13 protein-coding genes, 1 tRNA gene and 1 pseudogene are annotated in these 18,843 nt (G+C 43.8%); 7 read left to right on the forward strand and 8 right to left on the reverse strand.

Annotated elements, in window-relative coordinates; translation table 11 throughout:
- A pseudogene (locus QUA36_RS18665) lies at window positions 1-715 on the forward strand (hypothetical protein); the annotation flags it as partial.
- A 58-nt stretch (window positions 716-773) separates the two neighbouring features.
- Here QUA36_RS18665 and QUA36_RS18670 read toward each other — a convergent pair.
- Window positions 774-1,052, reverse strand: coding sequence for a hypothetical protein (locus QUA36_RS18670; protein WP_333458686.1), 279 nt, complete (start codon window positions 1,050-1,052; stop codon window positions 774-776).
- 105 nt (window positions 1,053-1,157) lie between these two features.
- On the opposite strand from QUA36_RS18670, the gene QUA36_RS18675 reads away from it, so the two are divergent.
- Complete coding sequence (locus tag QUA36_RS18675; protein ID WP_333458687.1) at window positions 1,158-1,514, forward strand: hypothetical protein; 357 nt, start codon at window positions 1,158-1,160, stop codon at window positions 1,512-1,514.
- 66 nt (window positions 1,515-1,580) lie between these two features.
- Here the strand turns inward: QUA36_RS18675 and QUA36_RS18680 are convergent.
- A tRNA-Arg gene (locus tag QUA36_RS18680) sits at window positions 1,581-1,653 on the reverse strand.
- Window positions 1,654-2,016: 363 nt separating this feature from the next.
- On the opposite strand from QUA36_RS18680, the gene QUA36_RS18685 reads away from it, so the two are divergent.
- From QUA36_RS18685 to QUA36_RS18700, 4 genes are all read left to right on the forward strand, one after another.
- On the forward strand, window positions 2,017-4,884 hold the full coding sequence (locus QUA36_RS18685) for an ATP-binding protein (protein WP_333458688.1): 2,868 nt from the start codon (window positions 2,017-2,019) through the stop codon (window positions 4,882-4,884).
- Window positions 4,877-6,313 carry a response regulator gene (locus QUA36_RS18690; RefSeq protein ID WP_333458689.1) on the forward strand — a complete coding sequence of 479 codons (1,437 nt, stop codon included), beginning with the start codon at window positions 4,877-4,879 and terminating at the stop codon, window positions 6,311-6,313. Before QUA36_RS18685 ends, QUA36_RS18690 begins: the two co-directional genes overlap by 8 nt.
- A gap of 125 nt (window positions 6,314-6,438) precedes the next feature.
- Window positions 6,439-6,834 (forward strand): response regulator, encoded by a 396-nt coding sequence (locus QUA36_RS18695; protein ID WP_333163109.1) that lies wholly within the window; start codon window positions 6,439-6,441, stop codon window positions 6,832-6,834.
- Window positions 6,831-9,437: a PAS domain S-box protein gene (locus QUA36_RS18700; protein ID WP_333450565.1), complete on the forward strand. Its 2,607-nt coding sequence runs from the start codon at window positions 6,831-6,833 to the stop codon at window positions 9,435-9,437. Before QUA36_RS18695 ends, QUA36_RS18700 begins: the two co-directional genes overlap by 4 nt.
- A 104-nt stretch (window positions 9,438-9,541) precedes the next feature.
- Here the strand turns inward: QUA36_RS18700 and QUA36_RS18705 are convergent, their stop codons facing one another.
- The 6 genes from QUA36_RS18705 to tkt form a co-directional block, all read right to left on the reverse strand.
- Window positions 9,542-10,630: a response regulator gene (locus QUA36_RS18705; protein ID WP_333163105.1), complete on the reverse strand. Its 1,089-nt coding sequence runs from the start codon at window positions 10,628-10,630 to the stop codon at window positions 9,542-9,544.
- A 125-nt stretch (window positions 10,631-10,755) separates the two neighbouring features.
- A complete protein-coding gene (locus QUA36_RS18710) occupies window positions 10,756-12,258 on the reverse strand; it encodes an ATP-binding protein (RefSeq protein WP_333458690.1) in 1,503 nt (500 codons plus the stop codon).
- 91 nt (window positions 12,259-12,349) lie between these two features.
- Window positions 12,350-12,502 (reverse strand): hypothetical protein, encoded by a 153-nt coding sequence (locus QUA36_RS18715; RefSeq protein ID WP_333458691.1) that lies wholly within the window; start codon window positions 12,500-12,502, stop codon window positions 12,350-12,352.
- Window positions 12,503-12,807: 305 nt separating this feature from the next.
- Window positions 12,808-13,254: a response regulator gene (locus QUA36_RS18720; protein WP_333458692.1), complete on the reverse strand. Its 447-nt coding sequence runs from the start codon at window positions 13,252-13,254 to the stop codon at window positions 12,808-12,810.
- 48 nt (window positions 13,255-13,302) lie between these two features.
- A complete protein-coding gene (locus QUA36_RS18725) occupies window positions 13,303-16,098 on the reverse strand; it encodes a PAS domain S-box protein (RefSeq protein WP_333458693.1) in 2,796 nt (931 codons plus the stop codon).
- A gap of 523 nt (window positions 16,099-16,621) precedes the next feature.
- Window positions 16,622-18,637, reverse strand: coding sequence for a transketolase (gene tkt, locus QUA36_RS18730; protein WP_333458694.1), 2,016 nt, complete (start codon window positions 18,635-18,637; stop codon window positions 16,622-16,624).
- 34 nt (window positions 18,638-18,671) lie between these two features.
- Here tkt and QUA36_RS18735 point away from each other — a divergent pair, with 34 nt between their 5' ends.
- Window positions 18,672-18,809 carry a hypothetical protein gene (locus tag QUA36_RS18735; protein ID WP_333458695.1) on the forward strand — a complete coding sequence of 46 codons (138 nt, stop codon included), beginning with the start codon at window positions 18,672-18,674 and terminating at the stop codon, window positions 18,807-18,809.
- Window positions 18,810-18,843 lie beyond the last annotated feature (34 nt).

Here is an 18,843-nt window from a genome sequence, read left to right on the forward strand (position 1 = left end):
TTATGCCAAAGACTTATGGAACGAGTTACAAGAGTGGTATCAAGAGGCGGGGATACTTGAGATTGAGTGGAACGAGAGGGGCAAGGAGAAGCTGGTTTGGAATGATTTACCTAACCAGTGGGATAAGCCAGTGAAGGCTATAAACCAGTTGTATGCTCGTCTTTGTGAGATTTTCCCTAAGCTAGAGAAGCATCGGCACACCGAGGCGCAATTAGAGGGGCAAGTAATGGGCAGCTTTTATTTTTTGGGCATCTGCAAACAGAAGACAGAAAGTAGAAAAACTGCTTCAGAAGCTTCAGAATCCTATTCTGCCGTTAAAACTGCTTCAGAACTGCTTCAGAAAGCAACTTTGTCTGAAGGAGTTTCTGAAGCAGTTTCTGAAGCAACAATCCCTATACAGAAAGCTTCTGAAGCATCTGAAGCAATAAACCCAACTATTTTAGACTTTTGCAATTCTTTCTCTAAACTCTCCGACTCCGACAAGCAAAAACTGACAGAGCTACTCACGGGCGTTCCTTGCTCCGACCCGCTCAAAGCATTCAGGGTCGGAGACAAAGTGGCTGGCAACAAACCGGAGGACACTAGCTACAACTGGCACGGCCGCATCACTGAGATTCACACGAGCATCAGTTGCAAGGTTGACTGGCAAGAGCGCGAAAAACACAAGGGCGGCCGGATAATCTCAATGCTCTTCTGCGACCTGCGGAAAATTTAGCCGCCACCTGACAACTGACGGCTCAATCCCATCCCCCTTAATTGGGGGATTTTCGTGTCTACAGCTTGTCAAGAATTAACTTGAGAACGGATATCAGCTTGCTGGCTGAGTTAGCCCTGTAGCCCGCTTCTTTAGCCTCTATTTTTGTCTTAAGAATTCTCAGGTAGCTCAAGCTCTCATCCTGTGTCACAAGTGATTCGCCTGCATCCATCTGACGCGCTACCGCTAGTATCTGTTCAGCGAGGGCAACGGGTACTCTGATGGTTTGAGTTTTGCCCGATCGCCACTTGCTCTCGTAAGGTTTTAAAGTTTGAATATTTCCGTTGGGATTAGACATGATTCTCTGTCACAAGTGATTGAATACCTTTTTACCTTAACAGGGGTTCGTTTAAGTGTCAAGCACTGTGTCAAGTGATTCAGCCTATTTTTTGACTCGTGTACTGTGAGATGTCTACAGCCTGTATACAAACTTTGTCTACACGAAGCAACAGCAACGTCACGTCTACAATTTGTCTACAAATCGGGTGGAACTGTAGACAAGGTTGCGAGCGATCGCCTTGACCGTGTGCTTGACCGCAACGGCGATTTAGGACTGAAGGTTCAGATGTTGGAGCAAGAACTCAAGGAAGCGCAGCGCGATCGGGAAGCAAATAAAAAATTGGCTCCGACCGTCGCAGAACTTCCAGAGCCAGCCGACCTGCTCAACCAGTTGAAAGCGCGACGCAAAAAGTCCGGCGCAAACTTGGCAGATATGGAGGTGGTTTTGGAGATACTTGGAACAGATGGGAGCGAAATTTGAGCGGAAAGTAGGACTGTCGGCAATACAATTAACCTGAAACCCTTACTCCGCAAACGACATACAAAGTGAGCACGGAGGGATTTGAACCCCCGACCCTCAGGACCGGAACCTGATGCTCTATCCACTGAGCTACGTGCCCTCGACTTTTTAGAGTATAACACGTCTTGCGGAAAATGGCGAGTGCCGATCGCAAATTTCTTGACCCGCCTCCAAATCGCTTGAGGGATGCGGGTTCAACTCGCCCACGCGATCGGAGAGCAGGCAGTTCTCGAAGCTAGAGACTGCAAATTCTACCTAAATGTTCACAATAATACGACAATGGGGGAAATAATCAACTTTAATCTAGCCAAGATTAGGTTTACATTCGATGGGGTCGAGCATCTAGCACAGCTAAAATAGCCCGCATCAATTCTTTCTAGCTAGTCGGCAGTAAATGGTGCTGCTGTTAAGACAGCTTGTGCAAGGACGCTTCTAGACTAAGTTCACCAAACCTCTCAATCTTATGGTTTCTCAACTTTTAGACAAATTACCGCTGCGAACTGTTCTCATAGTTCCATTTGTACTGCAAATCGTTGGAGCCGTGGGACTCGTAGGATATCTTTCTTTTAGAAACGGACAAAAAGCAGTTAATAACCTTGCCAGTCAGTTAATGAGCGAAGTGAGTTTGCGTGTCGAGCAAAACCTGCAAGTTTACCTAACAACTCCCCATCAAATCAATCAAACTAAGCTTGATGCTGTAAAGCTCGGCTTGTTAAAGATGGAAAACTTATCAGCTTGGGAGAAATATCTTTTGCGGCAAGTACAATTATATCCATATATCAATTTCACCTCCGTTGGCAACAATAAGGGAGATTATAGATCCGGTGAACAACTGTCTAACGGCTCCAGAATGATGAATGTAATAGACACATCTACTGGGTTGAATTTTAACTCTTACAATACGAACGCTCTCGGCGATCGCACTAAAGTTACCATCATTGCCAAAAACTATGATAATCGGCAACATCCTGCGTACCAAAAAGCCGTCAAAGTCGGCAAACCTACTTGGAGTTCGGTTTTTGTTTCCTTACTAGAGCCGACCTTAATTATCAGCGCTCTCCAACCCGTATACAGCGACAGAAATCAGCTAGAAGGAGTCTTATTTACTGCCTTGCGTCTCGACCATTTTGGGAGATTTCTCAACAGTCTCAAAGTTGGCAAATCCGGTCAAACATTTATTATAGATCGCCAGGGTATTTTGTTAGCAACTTCCACAACAGAAAAACCGTTTCGCACTAAAGATAATAAAAGACAATTGTTTAAAGTAGAAGAAAGCAGCAACCATTTTACTCGATCGACAGCTAAATATTTGACGACCAAATTTAAAAATTTAGACCAAATTAAAAAATCCGAGTTATTGAGCTTTGAAATAGATGACAAGCGACAATTTTTAAAAGTCTTGCCGTTCCAAGACGGCAAAGGTTTAGACTGGCTGATTGTTGTAGTTGTGCCCGAAGCAGATTTCACCAAAGAAATCGATGCCAATACCCGCACAGCAGTTTTGCTTTGTTTCGCAGCTTTAGGAGTAGCTGTGGTGATTGGCATTCTGACTTCTCAGTGGGTGACAAATCCTATTTTGAGCTTAAATACGGCAGCCAAAAATATTGCTAAAGGTGAATGGGATAAAACAGTAGAAAGCGAACGCTCCGACGAATTGGGGGAATTAGCCAAGTCATTTAACAGCATGGCTCAACAACTGCAACAATCTTTTGAAACTTTAGAACAACGAGTGCAAGAGCGGACGGCAGAATTGGCTGTAGCTAAAGACAAAGCGGAAGTGGCAAACCAAGCTAAAAGTACCTTTCTTGCTAATATGAGCCACGAATTGCGATCGCCTCTCAATGCAATTCTCGGTTTTTCCCAACTGATGACTCGCAGCCAAACTCTATCCCCAGAACATCAAGAAAATATTAGCATAATTAGGAGCAGCGGAGAACACCTCCTTACCCTGATTAATAACGTGCTGGATTTATCTAAAATTGAATCGGGGCGCACCACCCTAAATCCAAAAAAAATCGACCTCTATCGCCTGCTTAATGACTTGGAAGATATGTTTCAACTCAAAGCATATGACAAGCACTTGCAGTTGGTTTTTGAGCGCAGTCCCGATGTGCCACAATACGTAGAAACGGACGATTTAAAATTGAGGCAAATTTTAATTAATCTGCTAAATAACTCTCTTAAATTTACCGAGGATGGCGGTGCATGGGTCAGAGTTAGCAAGCAGTCGTCAGGCATAAATCAGCAGGCAGAAGGGGGAAATGTTGCTCAATCGGAAGTATCAACAAATACTGAAGTTTTTGCCATTAATGGTATTAAAATATCTCAAGTAAGTCAGTCGAACAACCAGATCATTTCAACCCCAAATGACTATTCAGCTTCTACCTCTTCCTTCTTCCTTCATTTTGAAGTCGAGGATACTGGGCCCGGTATTGCTACCAATGAATTAGACGATCTTTTTGAACCTTTCGTGCAAACCAAGACAGGCAAGGATTCGCAAGAAGGTACCGGCTTGGGATTGCCAATCAGTCGCAAATTTGTGGAATTAATGGGGGGTGAAATGAGTGTCTTTTCTGCTGTTGGTAAGGGAACTAATTTTAAGTTCGACATTCAAGTTATTGCGGTCGATGCGGCTGATATTGAAAGCCCAAAACCGAGCCGGAATGTTATAGGCCTGGTTCCCAGCCAACACACCTATCGAATTTTGATAGTAGACGATAAACCGCTCAACCGCCAACTGTTAATTAAAATCCTCTCTCCTTTGGGTTTTGAACTAAAAGAAGCTAATAACGGCCAAGAAGCTATTGAGATTTCGGATAGTTGGGAACCGCATCTAATTTGGATGGACATGAGAATGCCTGTGATGGACGGCTACGAAGCGACGCAATATATTAAAAGCACTATTAAAGGTCAAGCTACTGCGATTATTGCGCTGACAGCGAGCGTTTTGGAGGAAGAACGGGCAGTTATTTTATCGGCGGGCTGCGATGCTTTTATGAGGAAGCCTTTCAGGGAAGCCGATATTTTTGATGCTATGCACAAACATATCGGAGTGCGCTATATTTATGAAGATCCGGGTCAAGCTAATTTATCGGCTCTCAAAGAGGGCGATCGCGCAATGACTGCGGCTGATTTCGTGAAATTACCTGAGTCGCTGGTAGCTAATTTAAAGTTAGCTATACTGAATGCAGATATGGATTTAATTGATAGCTTGCTCGATGAAATTCGATTAAAGGATGCAGTAACGGCAGGTGCGATCGCAACTTGTATAGAAAATTTTGAGTACGACAAAGTTTTAAAGTTAATATCTCAAACAATATCACATGAATAACGACCTTCCTAGGACCGATCGCGGTAATATTTTAGTAGTTGACGACACCCCAGCTAATTTGCGACTGCTAGCCGGAATTTTGAATGGCAAGGGCTATAAAGTCCGCCCTGTACCTAGCGGCGAGTTAGCGCTTTCGGCGGCCAAAGGTATGCCTCCTGATTTAATTTTGCTGGATATTATGATGCCCGAAATGAATGGGTATGAAGTTTGCCAAAATATCAAAGCTGATGAACGAACTTGCGACATACCGGTAATTTTTATTAGCGCAATTAATGACGTACTTGATAAGGTCAAAGCCTTTGCTGTGGGTGGGGTAGATTATATTACCAAGCCTTTTCAGGTGGAAGAGGTGTTAGTGAGGGTAGAAACCCATTTAGCTATGTGCCAGTTGCGAAAAAAACTCCAACAGAAAAACAATGAACTTACAGTTACTTTAGACCAACTGCAAGCTACTCAGAATCAATTAGTGCAATCGGAAAAAATGGCCGCATTAGGGCAACTAATTGCAGGCATTGCTCACGAAATCAATACGCCGTTGGGGGCGATTCGGTCGTCTATTGGAAATATTACCAGCTTTCTGGATAACAATCTCGAAAGTTTGCCAGTTTTTTTTAAAGAACTGTCAGCCGAACGCCAGCAAGATTTCTTGCGTTTGATGTACAGTTCTAGTCAACAAAATTACTCTTTATCTACTCGAGAAAAACGGGTATTGAAAAAAGGCGTGAAGCAGCAACTCGATTCGGAAGGCATTGACAATTCTGACAGCATTGCTAGCATTTTAGTCAATATCGGATTACAAGGAAATTTGCAAGAATTCTTGTCGTTGCTCAAAGATCCTGACAGCGAAAATATTATAAAAACAGCCTACGACTTTGCTAGCATTCACAGAAGCGCCCGAACCATTGCTACCGCTACTGAGCGCGCTGCCAAAGTCGTCTTTGCCCTGAAAAATTATGCGCGTTACGATGTAAATGGGGAAAAAATACAAGTGAATATTACGGATGGAATTGAAACTGTATTAACTCTTTATCAAAACCAAATCAAGCAGGGTGTGGAAATTGTCAGAAACTATCAAGATCAATTGCCTGTGGTACTGTGTTATCCCGACGAACTCAATCAAGTTTGGACAAATTTAATTCACAATTCCTTACAAGCGATGGGCAATCAAGGAACTTTAACAATTGACGCGGTACAACAAGATACCAGCGTCTTGGTAAAAATTATTGACAGCGGTAAGGGGATTCAACCAGAGATTATTCCGAAAATTTTTGAGCCTTTTTTTACCACCAAACCTGCGGGAGAAGGCAGCGGGTTGGGACTGGATATTGCCAAGAAAATAATTGAAAAACATCAGGGTAAAATTGATGTGGAGTCGATGCCCGGTAAAACAGCATTTACCGTGTCTTTGCCGATTAATTTAACTGAGTAGGTAAAGCGCCAGAGGCTGAAGTCTGGGGCTAAAATTTGCAGTCTACCCGCGCAGAATGTAGAATTTGGAAAACGGTGTACTGCCCATGCGGGTTCACCTTGCCATACTAAAGAAGGAAACTAGCGATGTCTAAATCAGCAATTTTGTGTGTGGACGATGAAGTAGGAGTGTTGGAAAGTCTGGAAATTGAACTGCAACAGGCATTTAACGGTAAATATCTTTGCGAATTTGCTGAAAGTGCTGCCGAAGCTCTGGAAATTATTGAAGAGCTATGTGAAGATGAGGTTAACATTTTAGTAATTGTCTCTGATTGGTTGATGCCGGGAATGAAAGGAGATGAGTTGCTGATTAAAATTCATCAAAAATATCCGCAAATTGTGACAGTGATGCTGACAGGACAAGCCGACAAAGAAGCAATCGAACGCACAAAAAATCAAGCAAATCTTCATGCTTTCATAGAAAAACCTTGGCGAAATCAAGAATTAATTGAAGCGATTAAGTCTGGTCTAGCAAATTTATGAAAAAACCAGTAATTATTTGTGTCGATGATGAGCAGACTATACTCGATAGTCTGGAAATAGACCTGCTGAAAGCTTTTGAAGATAAATATTTAATTGAAACGGCCCAAAGTGGCGAAGAAGCTTTAGAGTTGCTGGCAGAACTTTTAGCAGAACAGTATGAAGTTCCTGTGGTTATTTCCGATCATATCATGCCTAGTATGAAAGGAGACGAACTATTAAGGAGCGTTCATGCTATCTCGCCGAACTGTCTCAAGATCATGCTGACAGGGCAGGCTGATTTGGAGGCGGTAGCCAATGCTATTAACTATGCTAAATTGTACCGATATATACCTAAACCTTGGCAAGGTGATGACTTAAAATTAACTGTCACTGAGGCAATATATAGATATTTTCAAGATAAACAATTAGCTGAAAAACAAATAGAACTTCAGGAAATGAATCAGGAGTTGGTAAAATTAAACCGCAGGCAGGCCATGCTGATTGCCAAACTCCATGAAAACGAAAGTCGCTTGACGCAATATCTAGAAGCTATGCCATTGGGCGTGTGTGTACTTGATGCAAACGGGCAATCTTTCTACGCTAACCAGAAAGCGCGGGATATATTTGGCAAAGGCACTGTGCCGCATATTAATTCAGAGCAAAAAGCAGCAATTTATCAATTCTATAAAACCGGAACTAATCAGAGATGCCCCGTGGAAGAATTGCCAATTATGCGGGCACTTCGGGGCGAAAATGTGCGGACTGAGGGTGTAGAAATTCGTACAGCTAATAAGATTATTCCTGTAGAGAGTTGGGCGACTCCAATTTATGATTCTACAGGCGACATTTCCTATGCAATTATTGCTTTTAGTGACATAACTGAACGCAAGGAAGCTGAAGTGGCGCTAATTCAAGCTGAAGAGAAGTATCGCGGGATATTTGAAAATGCTCTAGAAGGTATTTTTCAGACGACGCCGGACGGACATTTTATCAGTGCGAATCCTGCTCTGGCGGAAATTTACGGCTACGATTCCGCGTCAGAATTGATAGAAAGTATTAATGATATTCAGCAGCAATTATATGTGAAACCGAACCGCCGTCAAGAGTTTCTGGCGCTGATGAAACAGCATGGTACTCTGTGTGAGTTTGAGTCTCAGATTTACTGTCGAGATGGCAGCATTATCTGGATTTCTGAGTATGCGCGCACAGTTTATGATGCTAACGGTGAAGTGCTTTACTATCAAGGTTTTGCTAAGGATATTAGTTTGCAAAGACAGGTGGAAGTGGAACGAATCAGGTTTACTAATGATTTAGAAAAAGCTTTGGCAGCTCAAGAAAAGTTAAATGAGGCACTGTCAGAAAGCAAAAGCCGATTGACTCAATTCCTGGAAGCGATGCCGGTGGGAATATTTGTTGTGGATGGTAAGGGTAAACCTTTTTACATGAATTCTTGGGGCGAAAGGATACTAGCCCAAGGTTTAATTTTTGATGGATGTACTGACCAATTCCCTGAAGCTTATCATTTTTACGACGCTGGAACTAATCAATTGTATCCGAGGGATAGCCAACCGATTGTTCGGGCGTTGCGGGGAGAATTTGTGCGTATGGACGATCTAGAAGTTCATGGGTCGGATCGGATTGTGCCGATCGAGGTTTGGGCGACTCCAATCTACGACGAACGGAAAAACATAGTTTACGCGATCGCAGCTTTTCAAGACATCACAGAACGTCTAGAGGTTGAAACCGAGCGCCGCCAATTCACAGACGAGTTACAAAAAGCTTTAGCAGCGGAAGAAAAATTAACAGATGCTTACGGGCGATTTGTGCCGCACGAATTTCTCCACTTTCTGGGATATGAAAGTATTCTGGAAGTCAAATTAGGCGATCAGGTACAAAAAGAAATGTCGGTACTGTTTTCAGATATCCGTGATTTCACTTCTCTTTCGGAAAGGATGAATCCCGAAGAGAATTTCCAATTTATTAATGGTTATTTGTCGCGCATGGAACCAGCAATTACTGACAATTTTGGTTTTATTGATAAATACATTGGCGATGCGATTATGGCGCTGTTTGATGGCAGTGCGGACCATGCTGTGAAAGCTGGAATTGCAATGCTACAAGAGCTTAACGAGTATAATATTAGTCGTAATCAGGTCGGTTCCCCGCCGCTGCAAATTGGCATTGGAATCAATACGGGTTCTTTGATGTTAGGCACGGTGGGCGGCCAAAGTCGGATGGACAGCACGGTGATTAGCGATGCGGTAAACTTAGCATCCCGCGTGGAAAATTTGACGAAAGAGTATGAAGTTTCGATGTTAATTACTCACAATACTTTTATACAGTTAAACGATTTTTATGATTTGAGGCTGATCGATCGCGTAACAGTTAAAGGCAAATCGCGAATGGTAACACTTTATGAAATATTTGCGGCAGATCCGCCAGATTTACGACAGAAAAAGTTAGAGACAAAGACAATCTTTGAGCAAGCTTTGGTACTATACAATAGTGACAAGTGTGGCGAAGCTATAAGATTGTTTTCGGCCTGCTTAGAAATCAACCCTAATGATAAGGTAGCTCAAATTTATATGCAGCGGTGTCTGAAAGGAGCGATCGCCCCTGCATAATACCATTTTAGAGTTGAGATTTGAGAATTGGGAATGATTTATGCCATAAGGGTTGGGAGTTTGCCTACAGTTGTATTCTTTTGGGAAACTGGTATCATCATTGTTTAGACAGGCAGGGAAACGCAAACTATGGTTTCTTGCTGCGGGAAACTTTCTATTTTAAATTCTCCTCCATGCAATTCTACAAGGCGTTGAACAATAGCCAGGCCCAATCCCAAACCTGCTTGTTGGTAAAGTTTGCGATCGAACTGCCTGTAAGCTTCTAGCTGGGCAATCTGATCGGCAGTCATGCCACGGCCTTGGTCTTTGACACACAGAAAAAAAGTCTTATTTTCCACGAAAGTGCTTAATAAAACAGGCGTTCCTTCTAATGAAAATTTGAAGGCATTGTCCAATAGTTCTTCAACAATTTTTGCGAGTCGGACAGAATCCATAGCTACCGAGGCATCTTGCAAGTTTAATTGTAAATCGTCTGTTCTATTCGCGTGTTTTGCTTGCTGCCGCGCTTTTTGACTAAGCAAAGATTTTACACAGATAAATTCGCTGTTTCGCATCTCCTTTAGCAGTTCGGGATTTGTGGCTGCTATCTCCAGTTCTGCATACAGTAAAAAGTTCTGAATCAGTCGATACAAACGATGGCCGGAAGTTTGAATTTGACCGATCATCTCTAAGATATCGGATTCCTCTAATACCTTATATTCTGACAAAATTAGCTCAGAAAAGCCCAGAATTGCATTCAAAGGAGTCCGCAATTCGTGGGGCAGCGACATACTAATATTAGTGCGTAATTCGTCTAGGGTCTTTTGAGATTGTCGGCTAATTGTTTTTTGTTTTTCAAGTCTAATAGCAATGGCTTTGAGCAGTTCTTGCGGCGTACACGGTTTAGTAATGTAATCGTCAGCTCCCAGTTCCATGCCCGTGCGAACGTCAACTTTATCGGCTTTGGCTGTGAGGAAAATAAACGGAATTGTTGCAGTCAAGGGTTCGGAGCGCAAAGCTTTGATGACGCCGTGACCGTCTACTTCCGGCATCATCATGTCGCACAAAATTAAATCCGGGATTTGTTCGATCGCCAATTTGATGCCGACTTTGCCGTTAATCGCTCCTATTCCTTCAAAATTCTCGGCTTCCAGCAACTCTAAAATATTCTCTCTAATCGCTTCTTCGTCTTCTATTACCAAAATCTTAGCCACGGTGATAGCTCCTTTTTGTTAGTAGTTTGTTGGACAAATTCTGGGTTCAGATACTTAATAAGTTTGTTTGTTAGGGGCTTAATTAATCGTTAAATGGCGGATATATATAGTTGATAATTCAGTTGTTATTGACTGGGATCGCAAATTAAAGGTAAGGTAATAGTGAAAGTTGTGCCTTTTCCTTCTTGACTGTCGATCGCGAGTTGGCCACCGTGAAGTTCCACAGCCCTCTTCACAATAGCTAAACCGAGACCTGTTCCCGAAATAGTGCCGACATTTGTAGCTCGGTAAAAAGTTTCTAAGATCCGCTCTCGATCGGCTTGCGGAATGCCAATGCCCTGGTCTTGAACTTGGAAAACAGCTTCTTTGTTTTGACAGTTGAGGTGCAAGAAAACTGTACTGCCGGCGGGGGAATATTTGATGGCATTTGAGAGGACATTTCCCAAGATTTGCTGCAGCAGTTTTTCATCCATTTGAGCCTCGCAGTTGCCGCCTTCATATTGAAAGGCGATCGGGTGTTGGTTGCTGTCGTTGAGCTGCTGCTCTTCTACCAGTTGACGGCAAAATTTTTCAAGGTTTAAGGAAACCGGTTGAAACTGCAACGTATTGGCTTCGATTTTGCCAATTACGAGGATATCTTCTAATAACTCTGTCATGCGTTTAATTGCTAATTGAATCCGCACAAAATGAGTAGATTTTTTATCTTGGGGCCACTGAGAACTGTAATCTTGCAGCAATCCAGCGGAAAATTGGATGGTTGTCAAAGGTGTGCGGAACTCATGGGAAACCATTGTGACAAATTTAGCTCGCAGTTCAGAAAGTTCTTTTTCTCGTGCGAGGGCTTTGAGAATTTCCGCTTCTGCTCGTTTGCGATCGCTAATGTCACGGGCTTCCGCAATCAGCAGCAAAACTTGTCCTGTTTCATTTTTAACAGGTTTCAGTGAGAAATCAACAGTCATAATTTGACCACTTTTGCCTAACAAGTCGATTTCGCTGCGGAAAAACTCGCCGCGACTTGCTTTGCCGATCGCGCATTGCAATTGTTCGGAAACCTGTGGCGACTGGGCCCAAATCGCCATTTCCCAAATCGGGCGACCCACAATACCCTCCGATCGCAATCCGGAAAAATCGAGGGCTGTCTCGTTGACTTCCAGCACAATTCCTTGGGGAGTCAGCAGCTTGGTTAGCTGAAACGAAGAGTCAAAAATCGCCCGAAAGCGGCGCTCGCTTTCCCGCAGCATTTGAAATGTTTGAGATCGTTCGATCGCGTACCGGATTGTCCGCACTAATAATTGAGTAGTAATTTGACCTTTAACAATATAGTCTTGAGCTCCCAAGCGAACTGATTCGAGGGCGATCGCCTCATCGTCCAAGCCTGTCATTACCACCATTGCCGTATCCGGGGCAACTTCTCGCAGGCGAGTTAGGGTTTCCAAACCGCGGCTGTCCGGCAAAGAAAGGTCGAGCAAAACTACATCAAAGGGTTGTTTACACAATTGTGCGATCGCCTCATGCAGGAACTCAACAGACACCAGTTCCCACTCGACACCCACAGATACTTCTAACAGTTCTGCAAGCAAATCAGCATCAGCCGGATTGTCTTCTACTAACAGAATCTTAATCCACATAGCTTAGACGTTTTTGACTGTAAAAATTTTACTCTACCAATCTTAGGTTAAACTTTTTTGCTTTCCCATGCCATTTTCAACTTGAAAATTATTATTTGGGAACTGTCACCACCACCCGCCACCAATCCTCAATCCATCTCACCAGCTTAGCAACTTGACTAAAATCGATAGGCTTAGTGATGTAGCACCGGACTGAGAGGGCATAAAACTTGAGCATCTCTTCATCGGCTGCTGAGGTTGTCATAATTACCACCGGAATTATTTTTAACTTGAGTGCTGAGGAGATTTATATCAATGTTTTCAACCGTTTTTTTAGCCAAAATTAAGTTAAGCAGAACTAAATTGGGACGATAATGCGAACAGAAAAGCCAGCTTTATTCACTAAAATTATTGCTTTTACCATATCTTATACTATTTGCAAATTGTGAAAAATTGGCTTTTCGCCAGCTTTTATAAAGTCCATTCAGCCTCGCTGAGCAAATCATCCACCAGCAGAATTTCCATAGGTTAAAAATTTTTAGAGCTCTCATAAGCAAAGCATCTGTTCATTTAATTTAGAGGAAGTTTGACGACTGCCAGCCAGAATTCCTCAATTACCCTCACTACTTTAGTAAATTCTACGAAGTCTACCGGTTTTGTTATGTAACAGTTGGCGTGGAGCGAGTATGACTTAAAAATATCTTCGGGAGCTGCTGAAGTGCTGAGGATAACTACAGGAATTAATTTTAACTTTGGGTCAGTTTTAATTTCTTCTAGCACTTCAATACCGCTTTTTTTCGGCAGATGCAAATCGAGCAAAATTAAATCGGGACGAGGTACCCTGAGATAGGGTTCTTTTCGGCGCAAAAACTTGATTGCTTCGACTCCATCCTCCACAAAATGCAAGTTATTCAATATTTTGCCCTGACTGAGGACTTCTATTGCCAAATCGGCATCGCTGGGAGAATCCTCAATCAGCAGAATTTCTATAGGTCTAACAGTGCTTCGATCGCTCATAACCGGCGTATCCTTTAAAGTATAAAAACAAAATTGAACTTTGAGGCTTCAGCTACTAATTATAGGAATAGTGAAGTAAAAAGTCGCTCCTTTTCCCTCTTGAGATACCACCCAGATCCGACCGCCGTGGCGTTCAACAATGCGCTTGCACATCGCCAAACCTATACCAGTACCGGAATATTGGCGACGGGAGTGCAGGCGCGCAAAAATGATAAAAATACGATCGGCATACTGCGGATCGATTCCAATGCCGTTATCGCGGACACTGAATACCCATTCGCTCTCTTGCCTGCAGGTAGCGATATGAACCAACGGGAGCTCTTGGCGACAAAATTTGATGCTGTTGGCAATCAAATTTTGGAATAATTGCACCAGTTGAAATTCATCCGCCATCACAGTTGGCATCGCGTCGCAGGTGATTACAGCTTTTGTTTCGGCGATCGCAATTTGCAAATTGCACATAGTTTGCTTAACCACAGCGTTGCAGTCCGCCTGCTCAAACTCCTGACCCCTTGTTCCCAGGCGCGAATATGCCAACAAATCGTTGATTAACTGCTGCATTCTGGTGGCGCCATCGACAATATAATTAATATACTTATCTGCGCGATCGTCCAAATTTCCTTGATAGCGCTGGGCCAGCAATTGAGTGTAACTGGTAATGGCTCGGAGCGGTTCTTGCAAATCGTGGGAAGCCACATAAGCAAATTGTTCTAATTCCTCGTTGGAACGCTTCAAATCTTCTGTAAGTTGCAGCATTTGCTGCTCTGCTTCTTTGCGGCTTGTAATGTTGTAAACCAAGGCGCAACAAGACAGCAGATTACCCTGGGAATCCATGACTGGACTGGTAGACATATCAGTCCAAATATCTTTGCCATCCTTGCTTTTGAATTTAAATTCGTGTTGTTTACCAATACCTTGCTTGCGCCGCTCGATATTTTCAATAGCTTGTGGTTTGTCCCGTTCGTCCATGAAATCCAAAAGCGACCGCCCGAACATTTCTAATTCACTATAGCCTAGCATTCGCGCCATTGCGTGGTTTACGTAAGTCGTGAGGCCATTTCTGTCAATTACCCAAATACCTTCTTCTGCTAATTCAACTATTTGCCTGTACTTAAATTCGCTTTCGAGCAAAGCAGTTTCAGTTAGTTTCCGCTCAGTGATATCTTTCATAAAACAGTGGTGACCGTTAAATATCCCTTGTGCGTCGCAAGCTTTGACCATCGTTAATTGCTTATAAAAAAACGAGCGATTTTTTCGGACTCCTCTAGCTTCAACTTCTACTTTGCCAGAAATTACCATTTCCTGATAAGCTGAGAGCACCATTTCAACATCGCCCGGATGTAAGGTGAGCTGCCATTTCATGCCAAGCATTTGTTCCGGTTCGTAACCGCATTTATGAGCGTAAGCTCGGTTAACGTTCACGTAGCGTCCCTCAATGTCCAGCCGCGAAATGCCTTCCACCGCATTTTGCATGGCACTGGTTAGGTCACGCAGCTCTTTTTCAGCTTGTTTGCGATCGCTAATATCCTGACCTATACCCAAAAAACCGTTAATATTTCCGTTACTATCAAATAAGGCAGTTACTGACAGCAGTACCGGAAACCGCGAACCATCTTTGCGAATGTAAGTCCATTCATTTTCGTCCGCGATTTCCCGGCACGGCAAGGCAAATAATACTTGAATTCCAGGCTCTATTTTCACTCCCAATTCTTGAGAAAGAACTTCAGCTCTTTGAGCGACCTCCAGAGGCTCATGAATTATTGCTAACGTGAATTTTCCGACCACTTCTTCTAGCGAATAACCTAAAAGTTGCTCTGCCGCCCGATTAAATGTTTTAATTGTACCGTCGGTATCTGTAGAAATAATTGTGTAGTTAGCGCTATTAAGAATTGCATTTTGCAGTTGCGTCAATTCCAACAAAGTGAGCGCAATTTTTTCGCGGTAAGCTATTTCTTTTTGCAATTGGTGGTTAGAAATTTCGATTTGAGCAGTGCGCTCAGCAACTCGATGCTCCAGAGTTTCATTGAGCCGTCGATTTTCATCTTCTACCTGCTTGCGTTCTGTAATATCAGTAATAGTACACACATAACTTTTAACCTCCCCATTTTCTCCAATTTGACCGACAGATTGACCGAATACCCAACTGGTTTGAGTGTGATTAATGCCTTGAAAGCGGTACTCAGATTTAAACGGCAATTTCTCCTGCGCGGCGCTATACCATTCAGAAAAAACCCGATCGCGATCGTCTGGATGAATGCCTTGCAACCACCCTTTGCCCAAAGCTTCATCACAAGTTATTCCCGAAATTTGACACCAGCGCTCGTTGACATACAAGCAGTCTCCTCCAGCATCTGCATAAAATATTCCTACCGGCGAAGCTTCAGTTAAAGTTTGATAGCGAGCTTCCGTTTCTCGGCGTTCAATTATTTCTTTTTGCAGTATTGAATCGATCATCCCTAATTGAGTTGGACTCAGCAGAGTTAATGCTTGGGGAACGAAAGGAATTAATGCAAAAGCGGTGTAAGCAGAAATCGCAGCCGTAATAATTTTCAGACTGCCAGAAACCCAATAAACAGGATGCCAAAGCGTCCAAACTTCCATTATATGAGTAGTGCCGCAGCAGATAATAAAGGCTGCCAACAGCCAAAAGATGTTGCGGAAGGGTAAGTCTTTTCGCTGACCGATAAAATAAATTAGGGATAGCGGTATTGAATAGTAGGCCAGGGCAATTATAGAGTCTGACACTATGTGGAGCGCTACTAGCTCTCGCTGCCAAAGGTAACAGTAGCCTTGAGGAATATAATTTGCCGTGAATAACAGGTGATTTAAAAAGTTCCAAATCATAAATCGAATGAGTAATCGGGAATGGGTAATCGAGAATTGGTAATTGGTAATTGGTAAGCGGGAATTGGTAATTGGTAATTTAATCCAATGACTTATAACCTATCTCAAATTTTTGAAATATACAGCCTTGGACCCACCGGGCGGGAAAAACCCCGTTTCTGGCTAGATGCCTCATTGCCAAACCGAATATTGTTGTAGAAACTGGTTTTTCTTCCGTAAGTCTTAATATAGCAATTCTCAATGATTCGCGATCTGTAGCGAGCTCTAGGTTGGGTAGAATGAAGTGAAACCCAATATTCCGATTTGAGATTTTAGATTTTAGCTTTTCCTTCCTTCTTCCTTCTTTCTTTTTCTTCTTCCTTCTTCCTTTTCCTTCTTCCTTCTTCCTTTTCCTTCTTCCTTCTTCCTTCTTCCTTCTTCCTTTTCCTTCTTCCTTCTTCCTTCTTCCTTCTTCCTTCTTCCTTCTGCTATAAAAAATGGGGCGAGCTCGAAGCCCGCCCCACCAAAAATTATGCTGCTTCTATTAACCCAACAGCGCCTGAGCCTTAGCTACCACATTATCAACGGTGTAGCCAAACTTTTCTAAAGCAACGGGGCCCGGTGCAGAAGCGCCGAATCTGTCAATACTGAGGCTGTCGCCTTCAGAACCCAAATAACGTCCCCAGCCGAAGCTAGAACCTGCTTCAACTGCCAACCGCTTAGTAACAGCTTTCGGCAGTACAGATTCGCGGTAAGCGGCATCTTGTAGGTCGAACAATTCCCAGCAAGGCATCGAAACTACGCGCACTTTATTGCCTGCAGCGCGCAATTTTTCAGCGGCATCAACGCAGAGGTAGGTTTCGCCGCCGGTGCCGATTAAAATGATGTCGGGAGTGCCACCGTCGTCGGACAAAATGTAAGCGCCTTTGGCTGTTCCTTCGATCGAGCTTCCAGCCAAGTTAGGCAAGTTTTGGCGCGACAAAGCCATTAAAGTTGGGCGGGTGCGGCTTTCAACTGCCACTTTGTAAGCACCGGATGTTTCATTACCATCCGCAGGCCGCATTACCAACAAATCGGGAATTACTCGCAGAGAAGCGATGGTTTCCACGGGTTGGTGAGTGGGGCCGTCTTCGCCCAAGGCTACGGAGTCGTGAGTCATTACGTAAATAACTCCAGCTTCCGATAGTGCAGAGAGGCGAATTGCTCCCCGCATATAGTCAGCAAATACCAAGAAAGTAGCGCAGTAAGGAATTAAACCGCCGTGCAGTACCATACCGTTCGCGATCGCACCCATGGCGTGTTCCCGCACACCAAACCGCAGGTTACGTCCTTCGTACTGACCTTTTTGGAAGTCTTTTTCACCCTTGAGCAAAGTCATGTTAGAAGATGCCAAGTCAGCGGAACCGCCGATCAGTTCAGGTAACACACTTGCCAAAGCATTCAAACATTTTCCAGAATGATTCCGAGTCGAATCGGCTTTATCTTCTGCCTTGTATGTCGGCAAAACTTTATCCCAACCTTCAGGAAGTTTGCCGGCAACGCTGCGCTCATATTCTGCAGCTTCTGCAGGATATGCTGCTTTATAAGCATCAAAAGCTTTCTGCCATTCTTGCTCAGATTGAGCACCGCGATCGACTGCTTTGCGGAAGTGTGACAAAGCATCATCAGGAATCTCAAACGGTGCGTGTTCCCACTTCAAGAAATCGCGAGTTGCTTTCACTTCATCGGTACCCAAAGCAGCACCGTGAGAACTGTAAGAATTGCGCTTGTTAGGAGAACCGTAACCAATAACTGTGCGGACTTTAATCATGGACGGTTTGTCCGTGACTTTTTTGGCTTCTTCAATAGCTTTGTGAACTGCTTCTAGGTTAGTATCATCGTCTAGAGCGGTATTGTCTACTGTAATAACGTGCCAGTTGTAAGCTTCAAAACGCTTGCCCACATCTTCAGTAAAGGCCAAGCTGGTGTCGCCTTCAATAGAAATGTGATTGTCATCGTACAAGGCAATTAATTTGCCGAGTCCGAGGTGTCCGGCCAAAGAACAAGCTTCGCCAGAAATGCCTTCCATGTGGCAGCCGTCACCCATGATGACATAGGTGTAGTGGTCAACAATTTTATGGTCGGGCTTGTTAAACTTAGCAGCGAGGTGAGCTTCTGCCATTGCCAAACCGACGGCATTAGCAATTCCTTGTCCGAGGGGGCCGGTGGTAACTTCTACGCCTTCGGTGACGAAGTTTTCGGGGTGTCCGGGGGTTTTGGATTCCCACTGACGAAATTGCTTGATGTCGTCGAGGGTGACGCTATCGTAGCCGGTCAAGTACATGAGGGCGTACTGTAGCATACAGCCGTGGCCGGCGGAGAGGACGAAGCGATCGCGATTAAACCACTTGGGGTTTTTGGGGTTGAACCGCATGAACCGATCCCACAGCACAAAAGCCATAGGGGCAGCGCCCATCGGCAGTCCCGGGTGTCCTGATTTTGCTTTTTCTACCGCATCGATGGCCAAAAAGCGGATAGAGTTGATGCAGAGTTCTTCGAGTGATTGGGTTGCAACAGCCATAATTCTGGTTTTTATATGTTAAGAGAGAGTGTGTGTGGTCGATCCTGACAGAGGTGCGATGAGCCGAGTTCGATCGCTCGCGTTTCTGCTGTTCAGTTTCTATGGAACTGCCGTGAGGCTGCACTACATATCATCTCACCTGTTGCGATCGACAGACAACTTAATTTTTTAATGTTTCGGTCGCTTTGTGCAGTCGATAACAATAG

Source organism: Microcoleus sp. Pol10D4, from assembly GCF_036701555.1.
Taxonomy (GTDB): Bacteria; Cyanobacteriota; Cyanobacteriia; order Cyanobacteriales; family Microcoleaceae; genus Microcoleus.